Annotated in this window: 24 protein-coding genes and 2 pseudogenes; 15 read left to right on the top strand and 11 right to left on the bottom strand. The window is 43.0% G+C overall.

The window, feature by feature from the left end:
• Positions 1 to 339: pseudogene (locus VB714_RS09885) on the top strand (prohibitin family protein); the annotation flags it as partial.
• Here the strand turns inward: VB714_RS09885 and VB714_RS09880 are convergent.
• Positions 323 to 541, bottom strand: a complete 219-nt coding sequence (locus VB714_RS09880) for a hypothetical protein (RefSeq protein ID WP_323223610.1) — start codon at positions 539 to 541, stop codon at positions 323 to 325. The pseudogene VB714_RS09885 and the gene VB714_RS09880 overlap by 17 nt on opposite strands.
• Positions 542 to 745: 204 nt before the next feature.
• Here VB714_RS09880 and VB714_RS09875 point away from each other — a divergent pair, with 204 nt between their 5' ends.
• A complete protein-coding gene (locus VB714_RS09875) occupies positions 746 to 1,639 on the top strand; it encodes a pentapeptide repeat-containing protein (RefSeq protein ID WP_323223608.1) in 894 nt (297 codons plus the stop codon).
• A 78-nt stretch (positions 1,640 to 1,717) separates the two neighbouring features.
• On the opposite strand, the gene recA is transcribed toward VB714_RS09875, so the two are convergent.
• Positions 1,718 to 2,908 (bottom strand): recombinase RecA, encoded by a 1,191-nt coding sequence (gene recA, locus VB714_RS09870; RefSeq protein WP_323223607.1) that lies wholly within the window; start codon positions 2,906 to 2,908, stop codon positions 1,718 to 1,720.
• Positions 2,909 to 3,214: 306 nt separating this feature from the next.
• On the opposite strand from recA, the gene VB714_RS09865 reads away from it, so the two are divergent.
• Complete coding sequence (locus VB714_RS09865) at positions 3,215 to 4,876, top strand: DUF3352 domain-containing protein (RefSeq protein ID WP_323223605.1); 1,662 nt, start codon at positions 3,215 to 3,217, stop codon at positions 4,874 to 4,876.
• Between the two features lie 9 nt (positions 4,877 to 4,885).
• Here VB714_RS09865 and dusB read toward each other — a convergent pair whose 3' ends face one another.
• Positions 4,886 to 5,911: a tRNA dihydrouridine synthase DusB gene (dusB, locus tag VB714_RS09860; RefSeq protein ID WP_416309645.1), complete on the bottom strand. Its 1,026-nt coding sequence runs from the start codon at positions 5,909 to 5,911 to the stop codon at positions 4,886 to 4,888.
• Positions 5,912 to 6,053: 142 nt separating this feature from the next.
• Here dusB and VB714_RS09855 point away from each other — a divergent pair, with 142 nt between their 5' ends.
• A complete protein-coding gene (locus VB714_RS09855) occupies positions 6,054 to 6,884 on the top strand; it encodes a sulfotransferase domain-containing protein (RefSeq protein WP_323223600.1) in 831 nt (276 codons plus the stop codon).
• Positions 6,885 to 6,961: 77 nt separating this feature from the next.
• Here the strand turns inward: VB714_RS09855 and cysE are convergent, their stop codons facing one another.
• The gene (gene cysE, locus VB714_RS09850; RefSeq protein ID WP_323223598.1) at positions 6,962 to 7,726 is read right to left on the bottom strand and encodes a serine O-acetyltransferase; all 765 of its coding nucleotides are present in this window, start codon (positions 7,724 to 7,726) and stop codon (positions 6,962 to 6,964) included.
• A gap of 155 nt (positions 7,727 to 7,881) precedes the next feature.
• On the opposite strand from cysE, the gene VB714_RS09845 reads away from it, so the two are divergent.
• Complete coding sequence (locus VB714_RS09845) at positions 7,882 to 8,850, top strand: ribonuclease Z (RefSeq protein ID WP_323223597.1); 969 nt, start codon at positions 7,882 to 7,884, stop codon at positions 8,848 to 8,850.
• Here VB714_RS09845 and VB714_RS09840 read toward each other — a convergent pair.
• Positions 8,786 to 10,336, bottom strand: coding sequence for a peptidoglycan-binding protein (locus VB714_RS09840; RefSeq protein ID WP_323223595.1), 1,551 nt, complete (start codon positions 10,334 to 10,336; stop codon positions 8,786 to 8,788). The genes VB714_RS09845 and VB714_RS09840 overlap by 65 nt on opposite strands.
• Before the next feature lie 227 nt (positions 10,337 to 10,563).
• Positions 10,564 to 10,896, bottom strand: a complete 333-nt coding sequence (locus VB714_RS09835) for a hypothetical protein (RefSeq protein ID WP_323223593.1) — start codon at positions 10,894 to 10,896, stop codon at positions 10,564 to 10,566.
• Positions 10,897 to 10,944: 48 nt separating this feature from the next.
• On the opposite strand from VB714_RS09835, the gene VB714_RS09830 reads away from it, so the two are divergent.
• Positions 10,945 to 13,080 carry an iron uptake porin gene (locus VB714_RS09830; protein ID WP_323223591.1) on the top strand — a complete coding sequence of 712 codons (2,136 nt, stop codon included), beginning with the start codon at positions 10,945 to 10,947 and terminating at the stop codon, positions 13,078 to 13,080.
• Between the two features lie 17 nt (positions 13,081 to 13,097).
• On the opposite strand, the gene VB714_RS09825 is transcribed toward VB714_RS09830, so the two are convergent.
• From VB714_RS09825 to VB714_RS09810, 4 genes are all read right to left on the bottom strand, one after another.
• Positions 13,098 to 14,564, bottom strand: a complete 1,467-nt coding sequence (locus VB714_RS09825; RefSeq protein WP_323223588.1) for a hypothetical protein — start codon at positions 14,562 to 14,564, stop codon at positions 13,098 to 13,100.
• Positions 14,561 to 14,947, bottom strand: coding sequence for a hypothetical protein (locus tag VB714_RS09820; RefSeq protein ID WP_323223586.1), 387 nt, complete (start codon positions 14,945 to 14,947; stop codon positions 14,561 to 14,563). Before VB714_RS09820 ends, VB714_RS09825 begins: the two co-directional genes overlap by 4 nt.
• A 44-nt stretch (positions 14,948 to 14,991) precedes the next feature.
• Positions 14,992 to 17,988, bottom strand: a complete 2,997-nt coding sequence (locus VB714_RS09815) for a CHAT domain-containing tetratricopeptide repeat protein (RefSeq protein WP_323223584.1) — start codon at positions 17,986 to 17,988, stop codon at positions 14,992 to 14,994.
• A 794-nt stretch (positions 17,989 to 18,782) separates the two neighbouring features.
• The gene (locus tag VB714_RS09810) at positions 18,783 to 18,917 is read right to left on the bottom strand and encodes a hypothetical protein (RefSeq protein WP_323223582.1); all 135 of its coding nucleotides are present in this window, start codon (positions 18,915 to 18,917) and stop codon (positions 18,783 to 18,785) included.
• A 59-nt stretch (positions 18,918 to 18,976) separates the two neighbouring features.
• Here VB714_RS09810 and VB714_RS09805 point away from each other — a divergent pair.
• The 3 genes and pseudogenes from VB714_RS09805 to VB714_RS09795 all read left to right on the top strand — a co-directional run.
• Positions 18,977 to 19,222, top strand: a pseudogene (locus tag VB714_RS09805) (isochorismatase); the annotation flags it as partial.
• Positions 19,223 to 19,314: 92 nt separating this feature from the next.
• Positions 19,315 to 19,971, top strand: coding sequence for a restriction endonuclease subunit R (locus VB714_RS09800; RefSeq protein ID WP_323223579.1), 657 nt, complete (start codon positions 19,315 to 19,317; stop codon positions 19,969 to 19,971).
• A 24-nt stretch (positions 19,972 to 19,995) separates the two neighbouring features.
• Positions 19,996 to 22,260, top strand: coding sequence for a DEAD/DEAH box helicase family protein (locus VB714_RS09795; RefSeq protein WP_323223577.1), 2,265 nt, complete (start codon positions 19,996 to 19,998; stop codon positions 22,258 to 22,260).
• On the opposite strand, the gene VB714_RS09790 is transcribed toward VB714_RS09795, so the two are convergent.
• Positions 22,257 to 22,379, bottom strand: coding sequence for a hypothetical protein (locus VB714_RS09790; protein ID WP_323223575.1), 123 nt, complete (start codon positions 22,377 to 22,379; stop codon positions 22,257 to 22,259). The genes VB714_RS09795 and VB714_RS09790 overlap by 4 nt on opposite strands.
• On the opposite strand from VB714_RS09790, the gene VB714_RS09785 reads away from it, so the two are divergent.
• The 6 genes from VB714_RS09785 to VB714_RS09760 all read left to right on the top strand — a co-directional run.
• Positions 22,373 to 22,603, top strand: coding sequence for a hypothetical protein (locus VB714_RS09785; RefSeq protein ID WP_323223574.1), 231 nt, complete (start codon positions 22,373 to 22,375; stop codon positions 22,601 to 22,603). The genes VB714_RS09790 and VB714_RS09785 overlap by 7 nt on opposite strands.
• Positions 22,603 to 23,004 (top strand): type II toxin-antitoxin system VapC family toxin, encoded by a 402-nt coding sequence (locus VB714_RS09780; protein ID WP_323223572.1) that lies wholly within the window; start codon positions 22,603 to 22,605, stop codon positions 23,002 to 23,004. Before VB714_RS09785 ends, VB714_RS09780 begins: the two co-directional genes overlap by 1 nt.
• Before the next feature lie 71 nt (positions 23,005 to 23,075).
• Positions 23,076 to 23,264, top strand: coding sequence for a hypothetical protein (locus tag VB714_RS09775; protein WP_323223570.1), 189 nt, complete (start codon positions 23,076 to 23,078; stop codon positions 23,262 to 23,264).
• Between the two features lie 90 nt (positions 23,265 to 23,354).
• Positions 23,355 to 24,188, top strand: coding sequence for a DUF4007 family protein (locus VB714_RS09770; protein ID WP_323223569.1), 834 nt, complete (start codon positions 23,355 to 23,357; stop codon positions 24,186 to 24,188).
• 102 nt (positions 24,189 to 24,290) lie between these two features.
• Entirely contained in the window at positions 24,291 to 24,722 is a 432-nt protein-coding gene (locus VB714_RS09765) for a hypothetical protein (RefSeq protein ID WP_323223568.1), read from the top strand.
• Positions 24,723 to 24,740: 18 nt separating this feature from the next.
• Positions 24,741 to 25,071: hypothetical protein (locus VB714_RS09760; protein ID WP_323223566.1), on the top strand; the 331-nt coding region annotated here is incomplete at its 3' end.

Raw genomic sequence — 25,071 nt, 5'->3', positions numbered from 1 at the left:
AGTGTTATCGATCTGAATTTCTCCAAAGAATTTGCCCGAGCCGTAGAAGACAAGCAAATTGCCGAACAGAAAGCACAACGAGCAATTTATGTTGCACAAGAAGCAGAACAAGAAGCACAAGCAGACATTAACCGCGCTCAAGGTAAAGCCGAAGCTCAACGCTTATTAGCTGAAACTTTGAAAGCCCGAGGAGGACGACTCGTTCTCCAAAAAGAAGCGATCGAAGCCTGGCGACAAGGTGGCGCACAAATGCCTAAAGTTCTCGTTCTCGGCGATTCAACTTCTAGCGTTCCTTTTCTCTTTAATTTAGGTTCTCCGGATGTTAAAGATAGCGTTTGATCTTGATATAGTATAGCTTTGCTACACTGGCGCGATCGCGCCCCATCTCGAAAATAGTAACATCAACATTTCGGCTCTCTCTAATTTCTAAAAGGAGAGAGCATTTTTTTGGGGAACTGGGAACTAATGGGTCATTTAAGAAGATGTCAATACTGCGTAAGTCGCTAATGCGAGTAGCGATCGCTCCCTTCGCAAATTTCATTCAACCTCTATCGAAATGAAGACGATCGCATCAAACTTTCATAAAATCTCTTTATTAAAATAACTTAATAAAACGCCAAAATTATTTTTCTCCGAGAAGTTCGTAAATAAAATTAATTTTATTTACGTGAATTAAATTCTTCTACTATTGACGATATACTTAAAGGTAAGATAATATGAATTATTGAGAGTAGGGAAAAAATAGATGAAACAAAAAATTCTGGCGATCGCAGTAATCCTTGTTATAGCGATCGCGTGGTGTGTTCCTCCTGCATCTGCTTTTAATTTAGATGACTTATATGTTCAATTGGCATCTACCAATAGATGTAGACAGTGTGATTTAAGCTGGGCTAATATAAGTAGAGGGAATTTAAACGGAACTAACTTGGATGGAGCTAACTTAGAAAATGCTGATTTGAGTAATACGGATTTAAGAAATGCTAGTTTAGAGAACACCAACTTAATTCGAGCTAACTTGAGAGGCTCTAAACTAAACTCCGTTGATTTGAAAGAGGCTGATCTAACTCTTGCTGATTTAAGAGATACTACTTTAAATCTTGCCAACCTTAGCAGAGCTGATTTGACTCTAGCTAACCTGAATGGAGCTAGTTTGGTTGAAGCCTCATTACAGAATACAAGATCGATTGGGGCTAAGTTGGTTGGAGCCAACCTAACAACATTATACGCACCTAATGCCGCATTAAGAGCATCCAATTTAACAGATGCTAACTTGACAGATGCTAACTTGAAAGATGCTAACTTGGGCGGTTCTAATTTAACAGGTGCTAACTTATTTAATGCTAGGTTGTCGAATGCTACCTTAGACGGTTCTAACTTAAAAGGTGCTACCTTGATAAAGGCTAACTTGAGAGGTGCTAACTTGGAAAGGGCTAGATTAATTGAGGCCAGTTTACGCCGTGCCGTTTTAATGGATGCTAATTTAAGCAATGCCAACTTAAAAAATGCTAATTTAACGGAGGCTAATTTAACGAATGCTAATTTAACGAATGCTAATTTAACTGGCACTAATTTAGGTATTGCTATACTCTGCAATACTACTATGCCTAATGGAGAAATAAGAAATGATGATTGTCCTTAGAGATTAGATCGGAAAGGCAATTTTTCTTAATCATCAGCAACATAGAGGCGTTTACGTAAACGCCTCTACTTTTTTATTTTATTCCTCTTCCTTCTTCGCTGATGCCTTCGATTTGCGACCTCGCTTAGAAGTCCCAGAATTACTCATTCCCACCACGATCGCATCCAAATTATTATTATCTCGATCTTCATTCTCCTTCTCTTCCTCCGCCTTTTTCTTCGCCTCAGCAGCAGCCGCAGCAGCCACAGAATTCGCCGAAACCGTCGCCCCAGCCATCAGTTTTTCCCGCACCTGTTGAGAGACTTCCTTCGCCATCTCCAGATTAGCCTCCAGATACTTGACTGCATTATCGCGACCTTGGGCAATATTATCCCCCTGGTAGCTGTACCATGCGCCTTTGCGTACCACCACATCGGTTTGTTCCGCTAAATCCAACACACAGCCCCAACTAGAAATTCCACTCCCAAAAATAATATCAAATTCAGCAATGCGGAAAGGAGGAGCAATTTTATTTTTAGCCACCTTGACTTTAGCGCGAATACCATATTCTCCCTCACTGCCTCGTTTCAGGGTTTGAATGCGGCGAATATCCAAACGCACTGAAGCATAAAACTTAAGGGCATTTCCCCCCGTTGTGACTTCCGGACTACCATAAGTGACCCCGATTTTTTGTCGCAACTGGTTGAGAAAGATAATCGTTGCTTCTGATTTGCCCACATTCCCGGCAATTTTTCGCAGTGCTTTACTCATCAGCCGCGCTTGTAAACCCACCTGCACATCTCCCATTTCTCCCTCAATTTCCGCCCGAGGGACTAGGGCGGCTACGGAGTCAATGACGATGATATCAACAGCAGCCGATCGCACTAACTGATCGACGATTTCTAAGCCCGATTCCCCCGTATCCGGTTGCGCCACGAGGAGGTTCTCAATATCTACTCCCAAAGCCGCAGAATAGGCGGGATCGAGGGCGTGTTCCGCATCTATGAAAGCCGCCACACCCCCTGATTTTTGTACCTCTGCGATCGCGTGCAGTGCTAAAGTAGTTTTACCGGAACTTTCTGGACCATAAATCTCAACAATTCGACCTTTGGGCAGTCCTCCCCCCAAGGCCAAATCTAAGGTTAATGCCCCAGTAGGGATGGTTTCCACCCGCATTCGGGTCGCATCCCCCAAACGCACGATCGCGCCTTTACCAAAATTGCGCTCGATTTGATTGAGAACTAATTTAAGTGCCTTTTCTTTTTCGGGATTTTGAGAGAGAGTTTCCATAGAATGCCTCAACGCTATAATTTCTAAAACTTTCGTTTGGGGTTAGCAAATCGGATTGCGTTCATTGTAAACACAAATCCAGTTTAGTACATCAGTTATATTCTACCGATGCTGGGTTTGTTGAATTTTTAATCATAATAACCTATTTTTGCAAAAAACCTAATAATTTAAGACTTACGCATGAATGGGCAATCTTGCCTGCACTACAATAACAAGAGAATACGGTAGTGGGAGCGTCTCGCTCCCTAGCTGCGTCAGTCCTAATAATGCAATAATGATGAAGCTGCATTGCAATCGGAGTTCCCAATGAGACTGCGTTCTCTCTTTCTTGTTTTAATCGCTGTTACTGTTGTTTGCCTGTCTTTGGCGGGAGGTGGCATCTATTGGGTATTGGCGCAAAGTCCCCTCGGTTTGAAGGATGGCGGTACGAAATTGATGCCGGAAGGGGCGATGTTTGTTCCTGCCCAGGCTCCGGCGATGGTATCGTTGTTGGTGAATCCCGATCGCCTGGAAGCATTATTACAACTGGAAACCCCTCTTTCCCAGAGACGGCGATCGCGCAAAGAACTGGATGAAATTAAAGCGGGGTTGTTGGCAAAAACGAATTTGAATTATTACGCCGATGTGAAAGGCTGGTTGGGGGATGAAATAACCGTGGCGATGACTTCCCTCGACTACGATCGCAATCCCGAAAATGGGCGCAAAGCGGGCTATTTATTGGTGGTTTCGGCGAAAGATGGGGAATCTGCCAAGGAATTTTTACAATTGTTTTTCTCCCGCAGCGCGATCGCGGGAGATGCGGATCTGGTTTTTGAACCTTATCAGGGGGTGAATTTAATTTACACGCGATCGCGTCAAACCGAAGAGACTTCCCTCGCGAGTGCAGTGGTGGGCGATCGCTATGTCCTTTTTGCCAATCATCCGAAAGTGTTGCGGGATGCCATTAATAATGTACAGGCTACCAGCATCAATCTGGCTCATTCAGAGAACTATAAAGCAGCACTGGCAACCATAAAAATGCCTCGTATTAGCGTTGCTTATGCGAATCTCCTCGCGTTAACTAAAGACTTGGAAGGGAAACCCACGGAACCCACTCCTACTTTAACCCTAGCCTTTGGCCTCGATCGCCAGGGATTGCTGGCTCAAAGCGCTCTTTCCGGGGTGGTAAAATCGGAAACACCTCAACCTCTCCTTTCCGAACCGATCGCCGCATTAAGCTATCTTCCCTCGCAAACGATTTTAACGGCGGCAGGGGTAGATTTACAGGGATTTTGGCAACAAATCTTAACGGGTTTTGGGGAAAATAGCCCCATTTCCGATCTCTTCGTGGGAGCATTAAATCAATGGCAAGACCCCTGGGGGTTAAATTTACCTGAAGATATTTTCAGTTGGGTCCGAGGAGAATATGCCCTTTCTCTGTTACCGAATGACTCCCCAGGGGAAACTCAATGGTTATTTGTCAGCCAGCGTGATGAGGAAGATCGGGACAAGATCGAGGCTAATTTGGCGCATTTAGACGATTTGGCCAAAGAGCAAGGATTGAATATCGGCAATGTAACATTAGGGGAACAACCGGTTAAAATCTGGGCGGAATTTATAGCCAGTGGCGGTAAAATTGACGCTGATGTACGCGGGGTTTATACGATGTTGGATGATTACCAACTCATCTCCAATTCCTTAGATGCGATCGCCAAAGCCACTAATCCTAATTTTCAATCTTTGGCTGAAAGCGCAACTTTTCAAGAGGCGATCGCGCCTTTACCCTCGGAAAATAATGGCTATTTATACATCAATTGGCGCAAAGTTCGCCCCATTTTCGAGGAAAAATTTCCGGGGTTGCGCTTGTTAGAACTTGCCGGACAACCTTTATTCGATCGCTTGCATTCTCTAACTTTAACCAGTATTGGCAATCAAGAGGGCGTGAGTCGTGCCACCATGTTGTTAAAAATGGGACTCAAAGATCGTTAAATCTCAACTTTAAATCTCAACTTCTGCAAGGGAAACCATAGCGATCGCCTCATTTAATAACAGTAAACCCGCCTCGACGCTTTCAATACGAGAGAGGCGATCGCGCAATTCTCCCGCCCCAACAAACCCCTTAGCATACCAAGCAAGATGCTTGCGAGACTGATAAATGCCGCGCTGGCCTTTGTACTCCCATAATCCCACTAAATGTTCCTTCGCACATTGTAATCGTTCCGCGATCGCCGGAGAATCTAAAAGATATCCCGTTTTTAAAAAATAATCGATTTCTCCCGCCAAAAATGGATAACCCAAAGTACCTCGAGAACACATTACCCCATCTGCTTCCGTTTCCTGTAAGCACCGTATCGCCGCTTCCACCGAGAAAATATCGCCATTAGCAATAATAGGAATCGAAAGAACTTCCTTAACCCGGCGAATCCACTCCCAGCGTGCCTTACCTTTGTAACCTTGGGCGCGAGTGCGACCGTGAAGAGTGAGCATTTGCGCCCCCGCATCCTCCATGCGTTGAGCAAAATCGAGAATATTAATTTCCTCATCATTCCAACCGATGCGGGTTTTCACCGTTACCGGAACCTCAACCGCCGCCACCACCGCCCTCACAATTTCCACCGCAACATCCGGTTGACGTAATAAAGAAGATCCGCCCCCCTTCTTGGTAATTTTATTAACAGGACAGCCCATATTAATATCAATCGTATCCGCCCCTTCCGCAACCGCTTTTTGCGCCGCCTCTCCCATAAAATCTGGGCGACAATCAAACAATTGAATACCGATCGGATGTTCGTCAGGATCCACCTCCATCACCTTCGGTAACTGGCGCAGGTGGTTCAACTCACTGGCGCTGACCATTTCAGTGTACATCATCGAATCGGGGGCGTAGCGCCGCACCAAACGCCGAAACACCATATCCGTCACCCCCGAGAGAGGAGATTGCAAAACGCGGCTTTTTACCGTGACTGAACCGATTTTCAGAGGTGTCGCCAGTTTGGTTTTGAGTTCGTTAGAGAGGGAAAGCATGAACAGGATAAAAGCGCAAAGTTCTTTTTCTACCATAACCCGCGCTGTGTCTCTAATGGGTTTGGTGCTATCTTTATGCCTAACTATAAATTTGTCAGTTATAATTTGCTAGTAATTTGTTCTTCTTTATGCCAATTAAACTATGATAGTATTTTGTTGCGGCTTAATGCGCTCTGGCTCTACGCTTCAATATAAACTGACCCAAACTTTAGTCGAAAAAGTAGGAAAAGGATCGGGATTGGGTTGGCTGCCTTCAGTGCCAAATAAAGAAGACTTATTTCATCGTGCGACGGAAAGCGATCGAGACAATTATTACATTGTTAAAATCCACGGGTACAGCCCTGATTTTGGAGATTTAATTAGGCAAAATAAAGGTAAAGCAATTTATGTTTATCGAGATCTTCGAGATGTTGTGACTTCCTTTATGTCTTGGCGTAAATGCTCTTTCGATGCAGTCATCCGCGAACAATGGCTAGAGAAAGTGATGAGAGATAGCAAAAAATGGGAGTCTCTTGAAACGATCTATATTTCCAAGTATGAAGTTTTAATGCAGAATCTAGAAAAGGAAGTTTTGGGAATTGCAGAGCATCTCGGTATCAGTATCAGTAATGATTTAGCAAAAGAAGTGGCAGAGCAATGTTCCATCGATCGCCAGAAGAAAAAAACCGAATTAATGCAAAGCAAACAACAAAAAATAGACAGTCAAAACATCCTCCATCAAAATCATATTAGTTCTGGTAAATCCCAAAGATGGCTTCAGGAACTTTCTGCCTCTGAAATTGCTTATATCGAACAAAAAACAGCCCCTTGGTTGCTTGCCCACAATTACGATTTAGCCTACCCCAACTCAGTGAACAGAGGTATTTTAGCAACTCGAGAGAATTTTAACTTGTTTGTATCTGACTGTATTTTTAATGCCAAGAGAACAAAGGGTCATATTGACAACTATTTACAGTCTTCAGACAGGAATTAGTGATAAAATTGTGGGAGATAAGAGCGCGGGTGATGCGCTCTTAACAATTCTCTTAACAATTCTCTTAACAATTCCCTTCACATTCCCGAACTATCCAAAAATTCGCGAATGTCGCGATCGCGTAACTGACAGCTTTTTCCCGCTTCTACCAATTCCTTCTTGCAATCAGTCGGAATCACCGCTTTAACCAAAGAATGAGTCCCCTGCTGCTGTTTTTTCAAGGTTTCTAGGGATTCTTCTAGGGCTTCAATGCGATCGACCAAAGCCCGAATAACCACCGCTTCCGAGTCCGGTAATTTTCCATGTTCCAAAGGACTAACCCGCACCCCAGATTGATAGATGATGCGCCCCGGAATGCCCACCACAGTACAATCAGAAGGGACATCTCGTAACACCACAGACCCGGCACCAATGCGAACATTATTGCCAATTTGTAGATTGCCTAAAACTTTAGCACCGGCACCCACAACAACATTTTCCCCTAAAGTAGGATGGCGTTTTCCGCTTTCTTTTCCTGTCCCTCCCAAAGTGACACCTTGATAAATCAAACAGTAATCGCCGATAATGGCTGTCTCGCCAATAACGATACCCATACCGTGATCGATACAAACCCCCTTACCAATTATTGCCCCTGGATGAATTTCAATTCCAGTGAGGAAGCGGGCGATATGGGAGAGAAAACGCGGTAGAAAAGGTAATCCCAAATGGTGCAGCCAGTGCGCCAGGCGATGGAATAATAGAACTTGCAACCCCGGATAGCAAAAGAGAACTTCTAACCAATTGCGTGCGGCAGGGTCGCGCTCAAAGATAATCTTAAAATCAGCGATAAGAGTGGATAGCACGAGAATTTTGTCTCTTATAGTTCAACCAATACCCATATTATCCTCCCACGGGGATGAGAAACAGATGAAAATACGAATTCCGATAGAGGGGTTTTCCCCATTGTTGTGCGTTAGGCTAGTTTGAGAGATCTATCTTTATTGCAGAATCCCTACTTGTGGAAATCACCTTTTTAGGAACCAGTTCGGGAGTTCCGACGCGATCGCGCAATGTCTCCAGTGTTGCCCTGCGTCTCCCCCAACGTGCGGAAATTTGGCTATTTGACTGCGGCGAAGGCACGCAACATCAATTCCTTCGCAGTGCCTTAAAAAGCTCGCAAATTCGACGTATTTTTGTCACCCATATGCACGGCGATCATACTTTTGGCTTAATGGGATTATTGGCGACCATTGGTTTAGCGGGCACCGGACACGCGATCGATATTTATGGTCCGGGTGGGTTGGAAGAATATATTCGCGCTTGTTGTAAATATTCTTATATGGACTTATCCCGACGCTTGAGAATTCATCGCGTCCAACCGGGTTTGGTCTACGAGGATAATGAGTTTAGCGTGAGTTGCATTTTATTAAAACATCGCGTTCCTGCTTACGGCTATCGCGTTGTCGAAAAGGATCGCCCTGGACGTTTTAAGGTGGAAGAAGCAAAAGCCTTGGGTATTCCCTTTGGTCCGGTTTATGGGGAACTCAAACGCGGAAAAACGATCGCCCTTCCCGATGGTCGTAAAATTCGCGGGATCGATCTGTGCGAACCTCCAGAAACGGGGCGCAAAGCGGTTTATTGTACGGATACAGTGTTTTGTGATGCGGCGGTAGATTTAGCACAAGATGCGGATGTTTTGATTCACGAGGCGACTTTTGCCCATCAGGATGCGGAAATGGCGTTCGATCGCCTGCATTCTACTTCAACAATGGCGGCACAGGTGGCTTTATTGGCGGGAGTGAAACAGTTAATTATGACCCATTTCAGTCCTCGTTATGCCCCCGGAAATTCCCTGCAAGTGGAACATTTATTAGAGGAAGCGAAAGCAATTTTTCCGAATACTTGTTTGGCGAAGGATTTTTTCAGTTATGAGATTCCTCGACATCGTTTGGTCTCCAAACCCCTCCCGTCACAGCATGACGAATAATTTCCGTCACTTCTGTCGCCATTCGCGCGTCTAATTCTCGTGCTTCCTGATTGTAATCTCTCGGTTCTAAGCATTTTGCTCCTCGCATAGCGATCGCCAGAGAAACAGCTTTTGCAGGGGCTTTATCCTCCAAAAGAACAAACTGAACTAAAGCCACATAAACGGCTTCTGCACGCTTGCGAATGCCGGTTATACCATTACCTAATTTAGATAAAATTACCACAGATTCAATCTTATCCTGCAATCCCAGTTTTTCTATTGCTAAATCAGTTAAACGCGCTGGATCGTTTCCTAATGCACGCACGAGAGACTCTAAACTATGCCATTGTGCGCCAGGAACTCGCGAAGCTGGAGATAAATAATAATGCCAGCCAATGTTAGAGATAACTCGCACTAAATCGTAAGCAGAAAGCGTATTACTCTTCCATTCTGGCTCATCTTTATCGCAGGTTAACAAGACTTGTTTGCTAATGCGATCGTAGATTTCTGGGCGATTAATAAAAGGTTCTTCTCCATATCTGCCCTGAAAAATAGCTGACTTATTCCCTGTTAAATTCTGCAACCATTTTTCGAGTTCGGGTTGAGGCAGAAAACGCTTAAACATCGCCCCTAAAGAATTAGAAGTGGTGAATTTTTCATCGTAACTGATTAAATCTTGCAGTAGTTGAGAAACAGGAATATTCTGCGATCGCTTTTGGGAATCAACACCTCGAATGCTACAATAATCAATATCTAATTTAGGATATTTGCTATTGCATTGAGAAATCAAATAAAGTGCGGGAATAATCTTCGTACTGCTCCAAAATTCATCATTACTCAGTGCGTTCCTTCCCAACCATTTTGTTTGTAATTTTCCACCAACCAAACTGCCAACACAAATACAAGCCTCGGTAATCTCTTCATGGAGAAAATCTAAGCTATTTTCGTCAATTTCTGGCAATTCTCCTCGTTTAGGATAAGGTTTAAATGAACTTGTATCGCGATTAACAGAAACAACATTTTTACCGTCAGGCTTTTGTAATAAACGGCGAGGATATTCTTGGATTTCTTCTTGATAAGGAGATGTTTTGATCCCCTTATAAAAAAGTGCGGGATAGTCGGCATCTCCCTTCTCGGAAATCTTTAAGAATTCTTGATAAATCGATCGCCCTTTTTCGAGGGAGAGATCGTCATCCGATTTAGTTTCATCAGTTGGGGATTTCTCTTGGATCGAGATGCTTTCTGAAGAAGAGTTTAGACTTAAGAGATTCTGAGCAAAATCTTGGTCAAATGACCCCGTTTCCAAACTATTGAGGGAATAAATATGACAAAACTTCGCGATCGCATCTTCTGTACGATGTCCGTAATCTCCATCCAGCCAATTTTCCCCTGGATATAAGTCTATATAACTGATTTGGGTTTGTATCTGTTGGACTAATTCGCGATCGCTTTTCAGGGTATCGAGTCGAATTGTAACTTTGTGATGCAGAATATCTTCAAGTTTCATGGTTCTCAAAAAGATTTGCTAAAATACTATCGAATATATCTTAGCTGAGAGAAAAATAGCGCAAAATTAACTTTACCTAAGAAATAAAAAATTCACGCTCCGGCGATCGTATCTTGTGAATTAAACTTGTACATTAAACCTCGGCCAAAATTCAGCAAAATGTAGGAATCCGTTGGGATGAGATTGGAGTCTTAAATAGAGAACGCAAGCTCATTTGCCTTGGAGGGTTAACTCATGAAGTATATCACATCTTTATTTTGGTCATTCCTTGCCGTTATTGCTTTAATTGAATTTTCTACTCCTCTCGGAATGGAGGCGATCGCGCCAGATTTAATAGCACTTTCCCGTGCCAAGATGACAGTTTTAAAATAGTCTACCGTATTATTCAGATCGCTACAATCTAGCTGTTGAAGAACTTCGGTAAAATTTTCTCTCGACCAGAAGATAGTACGATCGACGCAGTTTAGAACAGTCCCCAGACCAGCGATCGCAAATTGTCGAGAGGGCGTACAATAGCCGAGAAGTGGTTTATCGAGGCGTGACGAGGAATGGATCGGCAATTGTGGAAACTCCTATTACTAAAGAATCCGGCGGTTTTGAGCATAGTTTTGACTCTCGCATCAACGTCAGCCGCGATCGCGATCGAACCGGAAATTACTCAGGATGCGGACAAATTCAGTGTTGAATTGTACGATGAAACCTTAAAAAATAACGAAAAAACAATTCTCGCGCAGGAATATTCCGCGATCGCCAAACCTCCCAAATCAATTCAGTCAGAAGTCTTGACAAATGAGCTTTTTTCTGAAAGCGATCGCGAAGAAGAAATAGAGATAACTCGATCAGAAATAGATGAGTTTATCCCCCAGCAAAATATTGATAATTTAGATGAACTCAGCGTTAACGATGAAGACGATCGCCCCATTAAAAGCGAGAGACAAATCTCAGAAGAAGTTGCAGAGATAGAGAGTATTGAAACCGGAGAAACTTGGCCAGAATTCTTGACAGAAGCAGATTTATTGTCATCTCAAGAAAAGACTAGGGATGAATTGGGGGAAACCTGGCCGGAGTTTTTGACAGAAGCAGATTTAAAACGCGATCGCCGCATTGCAAACATGAGCAATGAAGTTATTGAAAATAAAGCCAGCCTTCTCGATCGCATCAACCAATATAGCAGCGAAGCGATAGGACAAGAGAATATTGGAGCCTCCCAATTTCGCGATGTTTTCCCTGGAGACTGGGCATTTCAAGCCTTAGATGACTTGGTACGGCGTTATGATTGTCTTAAAGGTTATCCTAACGGCACCTATAGAGGCGATCGCGCCTTAACCCGTTACGAATTTGCGGCGGGTTTAAACGCCTGCATCCAACAAGTGGAACGCCTGATCGCCGCGTCTACGGCGGATTTCGTCAGTCGCCAAGACTTAGAAGCAATACAGCGTCTCGTGCAAGAATTTGAAACAGAATTGGCAACTCTCGGCACCCAGGTAGATAATTTAGAAAGTCGGGTATCTTTCCTCGAAAACCAGCAATTTTCCACCACCACGAAACTATCAGGAGAAGTTATTTTTGGCTTAACCGATAACTTTGACGGCGGCAGTTCTGTCACCAATAATGTTTTAACAGTAGTCAGCGAGGCAGCATTTGGCAACCTTGCCCGTTTGGAATTAAATACCAGTTTTACTGGGCGCGATCGCCTTGTCACTCGCTTGCGGGCGGGAAATATGCAGGCTTATCGAAGTGGTGCCTTAAGTTTCCTCAATAATACCAGTTCTTTTGCTGCCACTCAAACCTTTAACGTTCCCGACAGCGAATCGAGTAATGATGTTATTGTCGATTGGCTGGGATACTATTTCCCCTCGGGCAATTCTCAGGCTTATGTAGCTGCAACTGGGGGAAAATGGAGCGATATCGCCCCCACCTTAAATCCCTATTTTGAGGACTTTGACGGGGGAAACGGTTCCCTCTCCACATTCGGCCAGCGCAACCCGATTTTCCGCATTGGCGGGGGGTCTGGTGCCGCAATTAGTTTAGGCTTTACCCCCACGGAAAACCTACTCGGACCGAGTACCATCACTTTAGGTTATTTTGCCGGAAGTAACGCCGCAACACCAGGGGCAGGTTCCGGGTTATTTAATGGCGACTATGCTGCAATGGGACATTTGAACGCCAATCTCGGCGATCGCCTTGCCCTGGGTGTCACTTATGTTCACGGCTATCATGCCAGTGGTAGCCCCATCTATGCAGAAGGGCGATCGCGCACTAACGGACTAAGTGGGTTAGTAGGAAGTTACCCCGCTAATAATCCTTGGGTATTTTTGGATAATAGCGATGGGGGAATTCCCATGGTGACGAATTCCTACGGAGGGGAAGTATCTCTGCGTCTCACTGATGGTTTAATTGTCAATGGGGCGATGACCTATACCAATGCTATTTTATTAGAGCGCGGTAATGCAGATATCTGGTCTTATTCCTTGGGCATTGCTTTACCGGATTTCTTCAAAGAGGGGGACGTATGGGCATTATATGCGGGAATGCAGCCGACCATGAAGGGCATTCGAGGAAGCGGTTTAGATCGTGGTATTGGTCGCACAGATCCGATCTGGCATTTAGAAGGATTCTATCGCTTTCCCATCACTGATAATATTTCTATTACTCCCGGTGCCGTGGTGGTGTTTAATCCTAATCAGAATTTTAGCGATCACGATGATGTGATTGGCACCATTCGCTTTACCTTTTCTTTTTAGGTCAAACTGGGTGCATCTCAGTTCTCCCCTTCTCGCCATTTCTGCAATATCCATTTTGTACATTTCCAGGCGAAAGCGGCAACTACCAAACTTCCCAAAACAGCGACGAAAAAAGGATGAATATATTGTCCGCGTTCTTTGTTCGACGGCCAAGTAATGGGTTGAGTCATTAAACCGGAACTCGAGGCAATAATTGCGCCTACTGCGATTCCTACCCCGATCGCTTGGACGTTATCCTGTAGGTCTTGGTTTTGTTTTTGGAGAATGCGATCGCGTTCTGCTTGGTCAATTTCTACTAATCCGCGAATGGTGGCGATCGCTTTATCCAGTAAACTCGAACCTTGTTTAAAGTAGTTCAAATCGGCGGCAATTTGTTCTTGAAAGGCGATCGCTTCTTTGTCGGCAAAAAATTGAAAAAACTCGAGGGAATTTTGGGAGAGTTGTTCTAGTTCTACGAGGGTTGCTTGATAGTTTTTGGTGTTAATGGCGATCGTATTGCGAGCATATTCGAGATTTCGCAGTTGTTGGGAATAGTTGAGGGAGTTTTTTAAGAGGGTTTTTAAGGTATTTTTGAGGGTTTGTAAATCGTTATTTGAGAGAGAAATGAGGGCTTCTTGATCGAGATAGTTTTGCTGAAAATGATTTAATTGGCTTTCATTCTCGATAACAATTTTATTGGCGCGATCGTAAAAAAAACGGCTCTCTTGAAAAGTATTACTAATTTTGTGATAGTAGAGGAATAGTTCTGGTAATTCCCAATAACACTTTTCAAGGATAAAGGTGGGATTGTCATCAAAAAAGAACCAAATTAATAGATGTCCGTAAGGATTTTCACTGGAATTAATTTTAGGGTTGCCATATTCGTAGATATAACCGCCAAAAAGATTATAAGTGCGATATAAAGGCGGAAGTTTTTCGGGATTTTCGAGGGCAAAAAAGTTGCACCAGCATTGTTTTGCTAAATAGTCTAAATCGCGGCTATTCTTGGGACGAGGTTGGTCTAAATAGGCGCTTAGGAGTAAAGTTTGGCCTAGATAACCGTCGGGAGTTTCTGAGGGAGTTTTAAAGCAGTTTTCGGGGTTAAAATTAGCTAAATCGGTAATTGAATATTGGTCATTACCGGGATTTTCAGGACAGCGAATATTAAGATTGAGAGCATAACTATCATGGATTGATTGGGGATAAATGAATCCATCTAATTCTCCATTTTTTGTGGTAAAATATTCGTAGTTTTTCGTATTTTCTTGGTTGTTACCTTGGAGTAAATCGAAACAGCGTGAGGGTCTATCTTCCCGAATAGAAAACTCTTGTTCGATCGCAAAAGCGGCAAATATTGCTTGATATTGCTTTTCGATCCATTGCGGGTTGATTGATGATAATTCTGGGGATTGTTTTGAGTCTCCAGAAACTACTAAACCTGTATGATATTGATACTTAAACCAATAGAGACTGGGTGCATAAATTTGAGTAACTATTTCCTTCATTTTGTTCGTTCTTCCAGTTTCTTTTGCAACTTTGCCATGATGAGGGCTTGGTTATCAGTTATTATGGGTCTTTCGCCTTCAGGTTTTTTAGGAATAACTTTATCTTTTTTCCCAATATTAATGCGAACTCCAATATTAATGCGAACTTCTGACCAATTTTCATTATTAAAACTGGTTTCAATGGCGGGATATTTTTCACACCAATCGATTATTTTTTTGGCGATTTTCGCATCAGAAGCATCGCCAAGTTCTGCTAATTCTTGTTCTAATTCTAGTAAAGATTGCCATTCCTCTTCGCCGAATAAGGAAGAACTGAGATCGCCTTTCTCGCGTTCGAGAAGAGTCCAAAAGTCTTGAATAACTTGTTGAGATTCACTAAACATTGTTTTACTTTATCTCCATAATGACATGAAAGACGACACGATAATTATAATCCTATTGCGCCAAACCCTGCCCAATATTTTGGATGGGCAAAGGGAGGATCGGTTTTATAGCGGCGATGAAAACGAACTTCGTATTCTTCAATTTGGTTTTGGGGGAGTTTTAAATCATTACTTAACCATTGGAAAAAGTCGGATTTTGAGACGGTTTCGAGCCAATTTTGGGCAGTTTGGAGGGCAACAACAATGGAGGGAGAGGGACTCTCTCCTAATTGTCGATAGAAGCGAATGGCTAAAAATGCTGTAGCAAAATCATCTACGCACCAGAAACTACTCACCACAGAAGCACTCCCAGCGTAAAAAAAGCCACTGGCTAACCCCACATACTCATCGGTGAGTTTACTGCTGAGAAGTCCGGTTTCGCAAGCAGAAAGCATGACCAGGAAACAAGCAGGAAGTTCTAGATTAGCGTAGATTTCCCGCAGGGTGAGTCCTTGGTGTTCCGTGTCGAAGCGGCGACCGTCCCGCAGTGTTAGAGTTGATCGATCGCCTTTTGTGGGAGGTGCATCCCCAGCTAAAACGAGGGCAGAATTCAAGGGATTTTCGCTGTCAAAGCCACCGTGACAGGAAAAATGAATGAAACGACTCTGACTCAGTTGTGCGAGGGTTTCTGGACTGTTTAAGGCGGCTTTATTGGCGGCTTTGTTTTTGAGGATGTAGCTGTTGGGGTCAAAAGGTTGGCGGATGGTTTCCACTTCGACTTCTGTGTAAGGGAGGTCTTGGGTGGGGTTTTGGATCGCGAAGAATTGGGAAGCGGTGGCGCGTTGACGGCGGTTTTGCAAATGTGCGAGGATTTGGCAACTGGGAGCATAGCGCACTCCCTCCGCAAAGCATTTCTGTAATATCTTTATTTCCTCTTCACTGGTGACTGATAAGGCTTGTAAGGGGAACAGGTGCAGGTATAGGTGGGGGATGAGGATGAGGGCGTTACAGGTTGAGGGAATTAGGGTTAGGAGTTGGGTGAGGTTGAGGCATTGGGCGAGGTCGTCGAGGCGGGAGGAGAGGCGATCGTACCAACTGGGTTGGCGGTAGTCGGAGAAGTAGGTTTCGTTGAAATTGTCGAGGTTTTGGCGTTGTTGGGGGGTGTAGCGGTGCAGTTGGATGTGAGGGCGGTTGTCGCGGAGGGTGATGATGAAGGCATAAGCCCCTAAGTTGGTGTCTTGGGGGAGATACCACTCGATCGCGGCGGTTGTAGGGGTGAGAAGTTGGCTGAAGTCGGGGAGTTGGGGCGAGGTAATCGCGATCGCCTTAAACTCGGGGTCGTCGATTTCTGCGAGGAGTGTCTCCCGTTGTTGCAGGAGGCTTTGTAGTGGGGTTTGTTGGGGGGGTGCGGTGGTGGGGGTCTGTCCCTGTCGTCCTTCTCCGTTGCTGGGACTGTCCCCGAGGGCTGTGTCTCCTTGGAAGGACTGTTGCAGAGCGGCAATTTCTCGGTTCAGTTGACGGTAGCGTTGTTGTTGCGCGGGAGTGGCGTTTTTGGGGATGAGGTCGGCTTGGCTGAGGATTTCGCTCAGGGTACGGGATTTACTGCGCTCGACGGTGAGAAGTGCCTGTTCGTAGCGTTCTAAGGTGACACAGGCTTGCACCATTTTACCGTAGATGGGCAGGGCATCTTCGAGGAGTTGGCGTTTGGTTTGGGGGGAGGTTGCCCAGTTGCGGCTTTGTTCTACGGCACGGATGGCGCGATCGTAGCCGAAGATGGCGTTTTCCCAGTCTTCTTGCTCAAATCCTAAGTTACCGAGGTTGCGTCCGGTTCGGAGGCAGTCTAGGGGCAAGGCTTCGGGGGTATATTCTTGTAAAGCGGCTTGGTAGCAGGCGATCGCCAGTTCGAGATTCTCCCCCCGCTCTCCCCTGATGCGGTCAGAGTAGGCAATACCCAGATTATTTTGCGTCATTGCCCAATCTTCGGGAAAGGCTTCGTGGGTATATTCTTGTAAAGCAGCTTGGTAGCAGGCGATCGCCAGTTCGAGATTCTCCCCCCGCTCTCCCCTGATGCGGTATGAGTAGGCAATACCCAGATTATTTTGCGTCATTGCCCATTTTTCGGGAAAGGCTTCGCGGGTACAGATTTGTAAAGCGGCTTGGTAGCAGGAGATCGCCTGTTCGAGATTCTCCCCCCGCTCTCCCCTGATGCGGTCAGAGTAGGCAGCACACAGATTATTTTGCGTCGCTGCCCATTCTTGGGGAAAGGCTTCGCGGGTATATTCTTGTAAAGCGGCTTGGTAGCAGGCGATCGCCTGTTCGAGATTCTCCCCCCGCTCTCCTCTGATGCGGTCAGAGTAGGCAGCACCCAGATTATTTTGCGTCATTGCCCATTTTTCGGGAAAGGCATCGCGGGTACGGACTTGTAAAGCGGCTTGGTAGCAGGCGATCGCCAGTTCGAGATTCTCCCCCCGCTCTCCTCTGATGCGGTTACGGTAGGCTTCCCCCAGATTATTTTGCGTCCCTGCCCATTTTTCGGGAAAGGCTTCGGGGGTATATTCTTGTAAAGCGGCTTGGTAGCAAGCGATCGCCTTTTCGAGATTCTCCCATCGCTCTCCTCTGATGCGGTCAGAGTAGGCAGCACCCAGATTATTTTGCGTCATTGCCCAATCTTGGGGAAAGGCATCGCGGGTAAGGATTTGTAAAGCGGCTTGGTAGCAGGCGATCGCAATTTCAATGTTATTGGCACGACTACCTAACGGAAATTCACTAATATCAACAGCAAAGTTTAAAAGAGTTCTTGCTAGAAATTGATTGTTCTCAGAATTATTGGGGTCAAGTTCAGACTCAAACCATTGTTTGATAATCTCTGCAAAGATTGGATCGAGTTTCTCTTGATGTTGTGCCAATAGCGGATAAACAACTTGAGGATCGCTGTTACTTTCATCTACTGCCCGCAATACTTCCCTTAAAAAGCGGAAATAGTCTTCCCTTGTCGCATCGGTTTGGGTGCTATTCTGGAGATATTCTGCTAATTGTTGCAGCCATTTTTGCCAAAACTTCATTTTCCTCTCTTGCCTCAAGCCCACAACACAATAATTTCTCTAGTTTACCTCTCACGCAAGACTCTTGCAGCATTCCATCCCCACTCCCACGGTTAAAACCCTCATATTAAGTTAGCGAGAGGGAAATTCCCTGCCTTTTCCTGCCTTTTCCTGCCTTTGTTTCAGTATTGCTGAGGATGTTTTCTCCTCTCCCTAGTGGTCTGTCATACTTAAAATAACGAGTATAGCCGGATCCGCCAGGGATTGAAATCCCTGTCTCATACAAGAAATCCATTGAAATGGATTAGGGATATTGCGATTTTATCTAACCTTGTTGATTCAGTCCTCTTCAGAGGACTTTTTGTATGAGACAGGGAATTTGATTCCCTGTCGGACTCGATACTGCAAAATTACCTTGACAGAACACCAGGCTAAAAGCGAAAACTCGTTCAAATAGGTTAAAAAAATGTGAGAATTATAGCCTGCTTTAGCTGGCTTTAGCTTTGAGCCAAGAATTAAAATTCTTGGCAACGAGAAAACGTCTCACTGATAAAGCGATCGCCTTTGCATCGGTTAAGAATTAAAATAACGATACAGGTATCCAATCAAGCCCAAGATTATAAAAGCGATCGCACAAGCCACAAAAAATCCTAAAATAACTCAACTTGCTAGTTATCAATTTGATCCCCCCCAGCCCCCCTTAATAAGGGGGGAGAATCCGGAAGTCCCCTTTTTTAGCCGGGGGAAGAATCCGGAAGTCTCCCTTTTTATTGACTAACATTCCCCTCTCTCAATCTTGAAACCAGCCGAAACCCTTAGCGATCGCCCTCCTCGACCTTGAAAGAAGCGCGATCGCAGAAGCCACAAACAATCCTCAATGAGGATGTTCGAGCATCCAACCAACACAGATAGACTCCACAAAACAAAAGATTTTCCTTGTCTCTTGACATTGTGTAAAATAAACACTATTCTTGGTGTAGAAGTTACACGAAACGGCAACGAACCCATGATGCAAACTACTACTCAGCTTCCCCTTCCCTCCTTCTTCGACTCCAGCATTATCGGCGAAGTGTGGCGAGTCCCCTACCAAGATCGCGCGATGCAAGCCAAAGATTGGGCAAAACGGTGGCATATTCAACCCGCAGCCAAAGATAAAACCCGAATTTGTTTGATGGCGATCGACGTGCAGAATACCTTTTGTATCCCTAAATTTGAACTATTTGTGGGAGGGCGATCGGGAACTGGCGCGATCGAACAAGCAAAAGGAAATTATTCTGCTTATTCTCCCGATCTACCGGGACGTATTGCGATGGGTACAACAAGTCAAGTTTAACTATTGAAAGGCTCATGATAACCGCAATTACAAAACGAATTACAACAATTAATGAGGTAGAACAGCAATTCAATTTGGTGCAAGCTGCCGATCCTGATTTCTTCAGGGAATGGCAGGAAAATTTACCCGATTTAACAGAAACAGAAAAAGCAGTATTGGGTCGAATTAAGGGGAGATATCGCTATCATCGCGCTAGTGGAAATCTTGCTGAAGGATTGGTGAATTTGTTGGTTTTGTCCCCGTTATTAGAATTGGTTGGTTTTTACGATCCTCCTTTTCAGATGCAAGGGGAAGTCGCAATTGAAGTCAGTACATCAGTCGCAACGGGTGAGACCTCAGAGGAAATTCTGCGAGGAAGAATTGATTTTTTAGTTGTATCAAAGGGATTATGGATAGCTGTATTGGAATCGAAGGGAACAGATATTAATCTCGATATGGCAATTCCCCAAACATTAGCATATATGATGGCTAATCCTCATCCTGAAAATCCCGTATTTGGAATGGCAACAAATGGAGGAAATTTCTTTTTCCTCAAACTCAACTGTCAAGGAACACCTCAATATGATATTTCTCGAACTTTTTCTCTTTTTCCGTCATACAATGAGCTTTATGAGGTATTGCGTATCTTAAAAGGATTGGTGACAAGTTTGGTAAATGTTTGCGATAATTAATTAAATTAAACAATTTCTCTGCTTATGTCTATTCTAATCGATCCAAATAGAGCGTCTGAAAGTAGTTCTAGTGAAGATTTATTTGTTGAAATTTTTCAAGAAGCATTGGGATTTGAAAAAACTCAATTGCTTGTTCCTCAATTCTCTGTATCAGATATTTATGATACAGGTCGATTTATTGATTTTGCTCTTATTTCACAATTTGCTAAATATGCTTTTGAAATCGATGGAGAAATTTGGCATTCTCCTGATAGTTCAATGGTCAGCAATCGAGATTATCGAGATGAACTTTTGCGCCAAAATAGTTTGATTTATCAAGGATGGAAAGTGTATCGCTGGACTGATGTTCAATTAGCAACTGAAAGAGAAAAAATAAAAGAACAACTTTTCCTATTTTTAGAACGCGAAATTATAGAAGGCACGTTAGATGGATTTTTACCGCTTCAAGAAGGAGGAGAAATTTCATTACTTAACCATCAAAGTAATGCTTTACAAGAATTACAAACGTTGAGGAATGAAGGAAAAACCATTGCATTGATTACTCATGCAACAGGAACGGGAAAAACGCATATTGCTTTATCTGATGCTAAAAATTTAGGGTTTAGAACATTATATTTAGTTCACAGGAAAAAAGTTGTTTCACAAACTTTAGAACGCTTCGCTGAAATTTGGGCAAATGCCAGTTCTGAAATTTATAGAAAGAAACAAGGAAAACCTAATACACAGATCGTTTTATCTACAATTCAAGCAATATCATCCTCATTAAATGAATTTGACGAGAGAGAATTTGGTTATATTATTATTGATGAAGCTCATCATGCTACGGCTGAAACCTATCGTAAAATTCTGAATTATTTTAAACCAAAATTTATTTTAGGCTTGACTGCTACACCAGAAAGACACGATGGACAATCTTTAATTGAAATATTTCAGAATTCTGCTCACCGTTTAGAATTAGAAGAAGCGATCGCACGTGAACTTCTCGTTCCAATTCGCTGTGTTAGAGTTAAAACTAATATCGATTTAACTAAAATTCGTTTTAATGGAGTTGATTATCGCAGTAAAGATTTAGGTGAATATTTGTTTGTTCCCAGTCGCGATCGCTTAATTGTAGAAACATATATCAATCATGCACTGAATAAAAGAGCCGTCTGTTTTTGCCTCAATATTAAACACGCTGAAGATATAACGGCAGAATTTAAAAGCAATGGAGTTTCAGCATCACATATTTCCGGCAGAATGAAAAACCAAGAACGAGAAGAAATTTTACAAGCATATCATGCAGGAAAAATCAAGGTTCTTTGTGCTTGTGACATTTTAAATGAAGGTTGGGATTCACCAGAAACAGAAGTTTTATTAATGGCGCGTCCAACATTAAGTAAAGTTATATATCTTCAGCAACTTGGAAGAGGAACTCGCTGTGCTTCTGGGAAAGAATACCTTTTGGTTTTTGATTTTATTGATAATACAACTCGCTATGCGCGATCAATAAATACGCATTATTTATTTAATAAAACATCTTACCGTCCCGGTGCATTCGTTGCAGCACCTCAAGAAATGATGAAAGAGGAAGAAAAACAACTCAATCGAGGAGAAAAACCTTCAGTTATGTTAACTCTTAATCTTTGGGCAGATCGTTATGAACCTATTGATATTTTTCGCTGGCAAGATGAAGCAAAAGAAATGTATCAAACAAGTGAAATAGAAACAAGATTGGGAATTGGAGAAAGTGTTGTTAGACGATGGGTAGAATCTGGAAAGCTCATTCCAGATCATACCATTGAATTAGGAAATCGAGTTTATCATTACTTTAAAAAAGATAGATTAGAGCAAATACGGAAAGATTTTAATATTCCTCGTCTGACTGATGAAGATATTAAAAAAAGATTTTTTGAATTTGTCCGTAAGATGAGTATGAATACATCTTATAAACCTGTTTTATTACTTGGCTTACTTAAACTAGCTGACGCTCAGGGTCGTATAAAAACTCAAGAACTTACACAATTTTTCCAGGATTATTACTTGCAAAGATTAAATCAAAATTTGATTGTTGAAAGAAATAATGCAAAAATGTCTCGTATTGCTGAATTGTCTTGTAGTGAAATAGAAGCAATTATACTATCTAAACCGTTTGAAAAATTTGAGAAACGTAAATTTTTACGCCGACTAAAAGAGATAACAATTCTAAAATTTTCTGAACCTTTGTGGCGTAGTCTTACCGATACTGATAAATCTGAATTACAAAATTTAGCAGAAGTTGCTTTACAAAAATATTATAATCGGTTCTAAGCGATCGCATCCCTCCCATGACCCCAATTTACCTCGACTACCACTCTACCACTCCATGCGATCGCCTCATGTCTCAAAACTTGTATAATAGTCAAAACACCTCGATAAGAAAATGCCATTAGAACAAATTGTTAAACAAATCCATCAACTTTCTCTAGTTGAGAAAGTTCAATTAATTCAACAGGTGTTGCCAGAAATTGAAAAAGAAATCTTGCAAAAAAATCCCTCAAAACGTCGTTCATTGCTGGGAATTTGCGCCGATTTGGGAACAGCATCTTCTTCTGAGGATATTGCAGAAATTCGCCAAGAAATGTGGAGTAATTTTCCACGGGAGGATATCTAATGCTACGTGCTGTTGCGGATACTCACGCCATAATCTGGTACATTTTTAACGATTCGCGTCTTTCAGATACCGCTCGCAATACAATAGAAACAATTGCCAATGAAGGAAATTTAGTGGGATTTTCTGCCATAACTCTAGCTGAAATTGTCTATCTTAGCGAAAAAGGACGAATTGCATCAACTACCCTCGATCGCCTCCTTGGAGAAGTAGGTAAAAAAGATAGTGTCTTGACTGAAATTCCCTTCGATCGCCATATTGCTCGAGCAATGAAAAACGTCGAAAGAATGCAAATACCCGATCTTCCCGATCGCATTATTGCTGCAACTGCTTTATATCACGATGTCCCTCTCATTAGTCGCGATCGCCAAATTTTACTTTCAAGTATTAGCACAATCTGGTAATGCAACAAGGCAGCATTCTTAAATCTCGCGATCGCACTGCAAAATCACCTCTTCCATGACCTCAATTTACCTTGACTACCACTCTACCACTCCATGCGAGCAGAGTCACCGATTGCATTCTCCACACCCTAACCGCAGAATTTGGCAACGCTAACAGCATCGATCATATCTATGGAGATGCCGCAGAAAAAGCCGTTAAAATCAAACAAGCTGCGGACATTTTAGCCGATACCGTAGCTCAAATCCGCCAACTCATATAATTCCCGTCCTGGAGAAAAGCGATCGCGATGTTAAGAAAAATTCTGGTAATATTGCCTCGGTATTTTCAAATTAGAGGACAAAAAGAATAGATGCCTAAATTACAACTCGGTTTTTACGGCCATTTTCTCCCCAAAGGAGAAGATTTAAGCAAAATTCTCAATGCAGCAGGAGAAGAACAAGGTTTACAAGGGTCAAATGAACAACTATACCAACGAACAAATCTTGGGGGTCCAAAAGTATCGCGGCTGAAAAGTTGGGCAATTCGTTCGGGATTGGTACACAATCATTATCTCAGTTCGGAGGGTAAAATTGTCATGGAGTGCGATCGCTATTTAGAATCTCCTATTACGGCTTGGTTGATGCACTTTTATCTCTGTTTTGGGGGAAATGGCTTGCAAGCACCTCCTCAAAGTGCGACAGAATGGGGAGGATGGACATATTTTATCTTTGAGTTTTTAGGCGATCGCACCACTTTTAGCCTTGATGATTTCTTCCGGGGCTGTGAGGCAAATTTTGAGTTAACGAATAGCAAAACAGTTAAAACTCTACTTCGCACTCTGATGAGAACTTATACAGATCCTGCTTCCATACTTTCTCGATGTCAATTGTTCTCTCTTGAATCAAACAACCGATATAAAATCAATCGTATTCCCCCCCCTAATATTTATCTGATTGGTTACTTTCTCGCCAAACTGTGGGAACGAGATTTCCCAGAAACGACTTCTATTCTCACAGAAAAAGTTCTTTTACAGCCTTACGGACTTGGCCCTATTCTCAACATCGAACCAGATATTTTACAAGGATGTTTGACTCAACTGGAAACAAAAGCGATCGTGGAACAAAGACGCACAGTTCCCCCCGCACAAATCGTTTGCCGTTGGGATGACCCTCTCAAGTTATTGAAGAAAGCCTACCAAACATAATATTGTATTCTGAGTAACATAAAGTTTTGTTGCTAGAGATTAAAAGAATTAAGTCTATGATAGGCTAATAAATGGCACTCTCTTTATTAGGCAAATTGTCTGATGCCTCAATTGAATCAGATTTCCTTGCGAGACGTATTCCCCGGCGATCGCCCCCATATCCTCCTTTGGAATAATCCCACAGAGTTAGATTTAAACGAGTTAGCTTGTCGAGAGAATGCCCAACGGGTCAGCTATCGACAAAATTTGCTCGATCGCGTCCCGAGTCAAGGTCGTTTTTTAGGGCTACATCGCCATTTGGAAAAGGAGATCGACTCACTCCGGCATATATGTTACGACACCGATAAAATCGTAGTTTTGCTTGAGGATTTTGACTGTTTAGTGACTTTCCTCAATACAATTTCCAACAGTCCAATCTCTCTCTTTTGGCAACAATTATTAAACCTACGTCAACTTGAATCTTGTCTCTGGATTATTCTCCCTGCTTCTCTTTTACCTCCAGACTGGCCAGAAAGTCGCACTCAAAAGATTTAATTTATTTGCGTTTTTCTTATGTTATTACGTCAACTCGTTGAAATTAATGAAACTGGATTGGTTGCCAATGCCGTTAATTTTAGTTTGATGGAAGACTCGGATAAGAATTTGCGTTTGTGTGAAGGATTTATTTTTAATCATGACACAAGTTCAGAGCGACTCCCTAAAAGTACCGTGGGAATTTTGGATGCCTTACGGCGCAGTTTTCATAGTCCCAATGAACCCAATATCCACCTTTTGGTTCAAGATTATGGTAAGGGAAAATCGCATTTTGCTTTAACGGTTGCTAACTTTTTTAGTAAACCTGAAGACAGTGAAGAAGTTCGAGGTATTCTCAAACAAGTTGAGT

Source organism: Spirulina sp. 06S082, assembly GCF_034932145.1.
Lineage (GTDB): Bacteria > Cyanobacteriota > Cyanobacteriia > Cyanobacteriales > Spirulinaceae > CCY15215.
The sequence above is the reverse complement of the archived record's forward strand: the minus strand, read 5'-3'. Positions and strand labels throughout refer to the sequence as shown.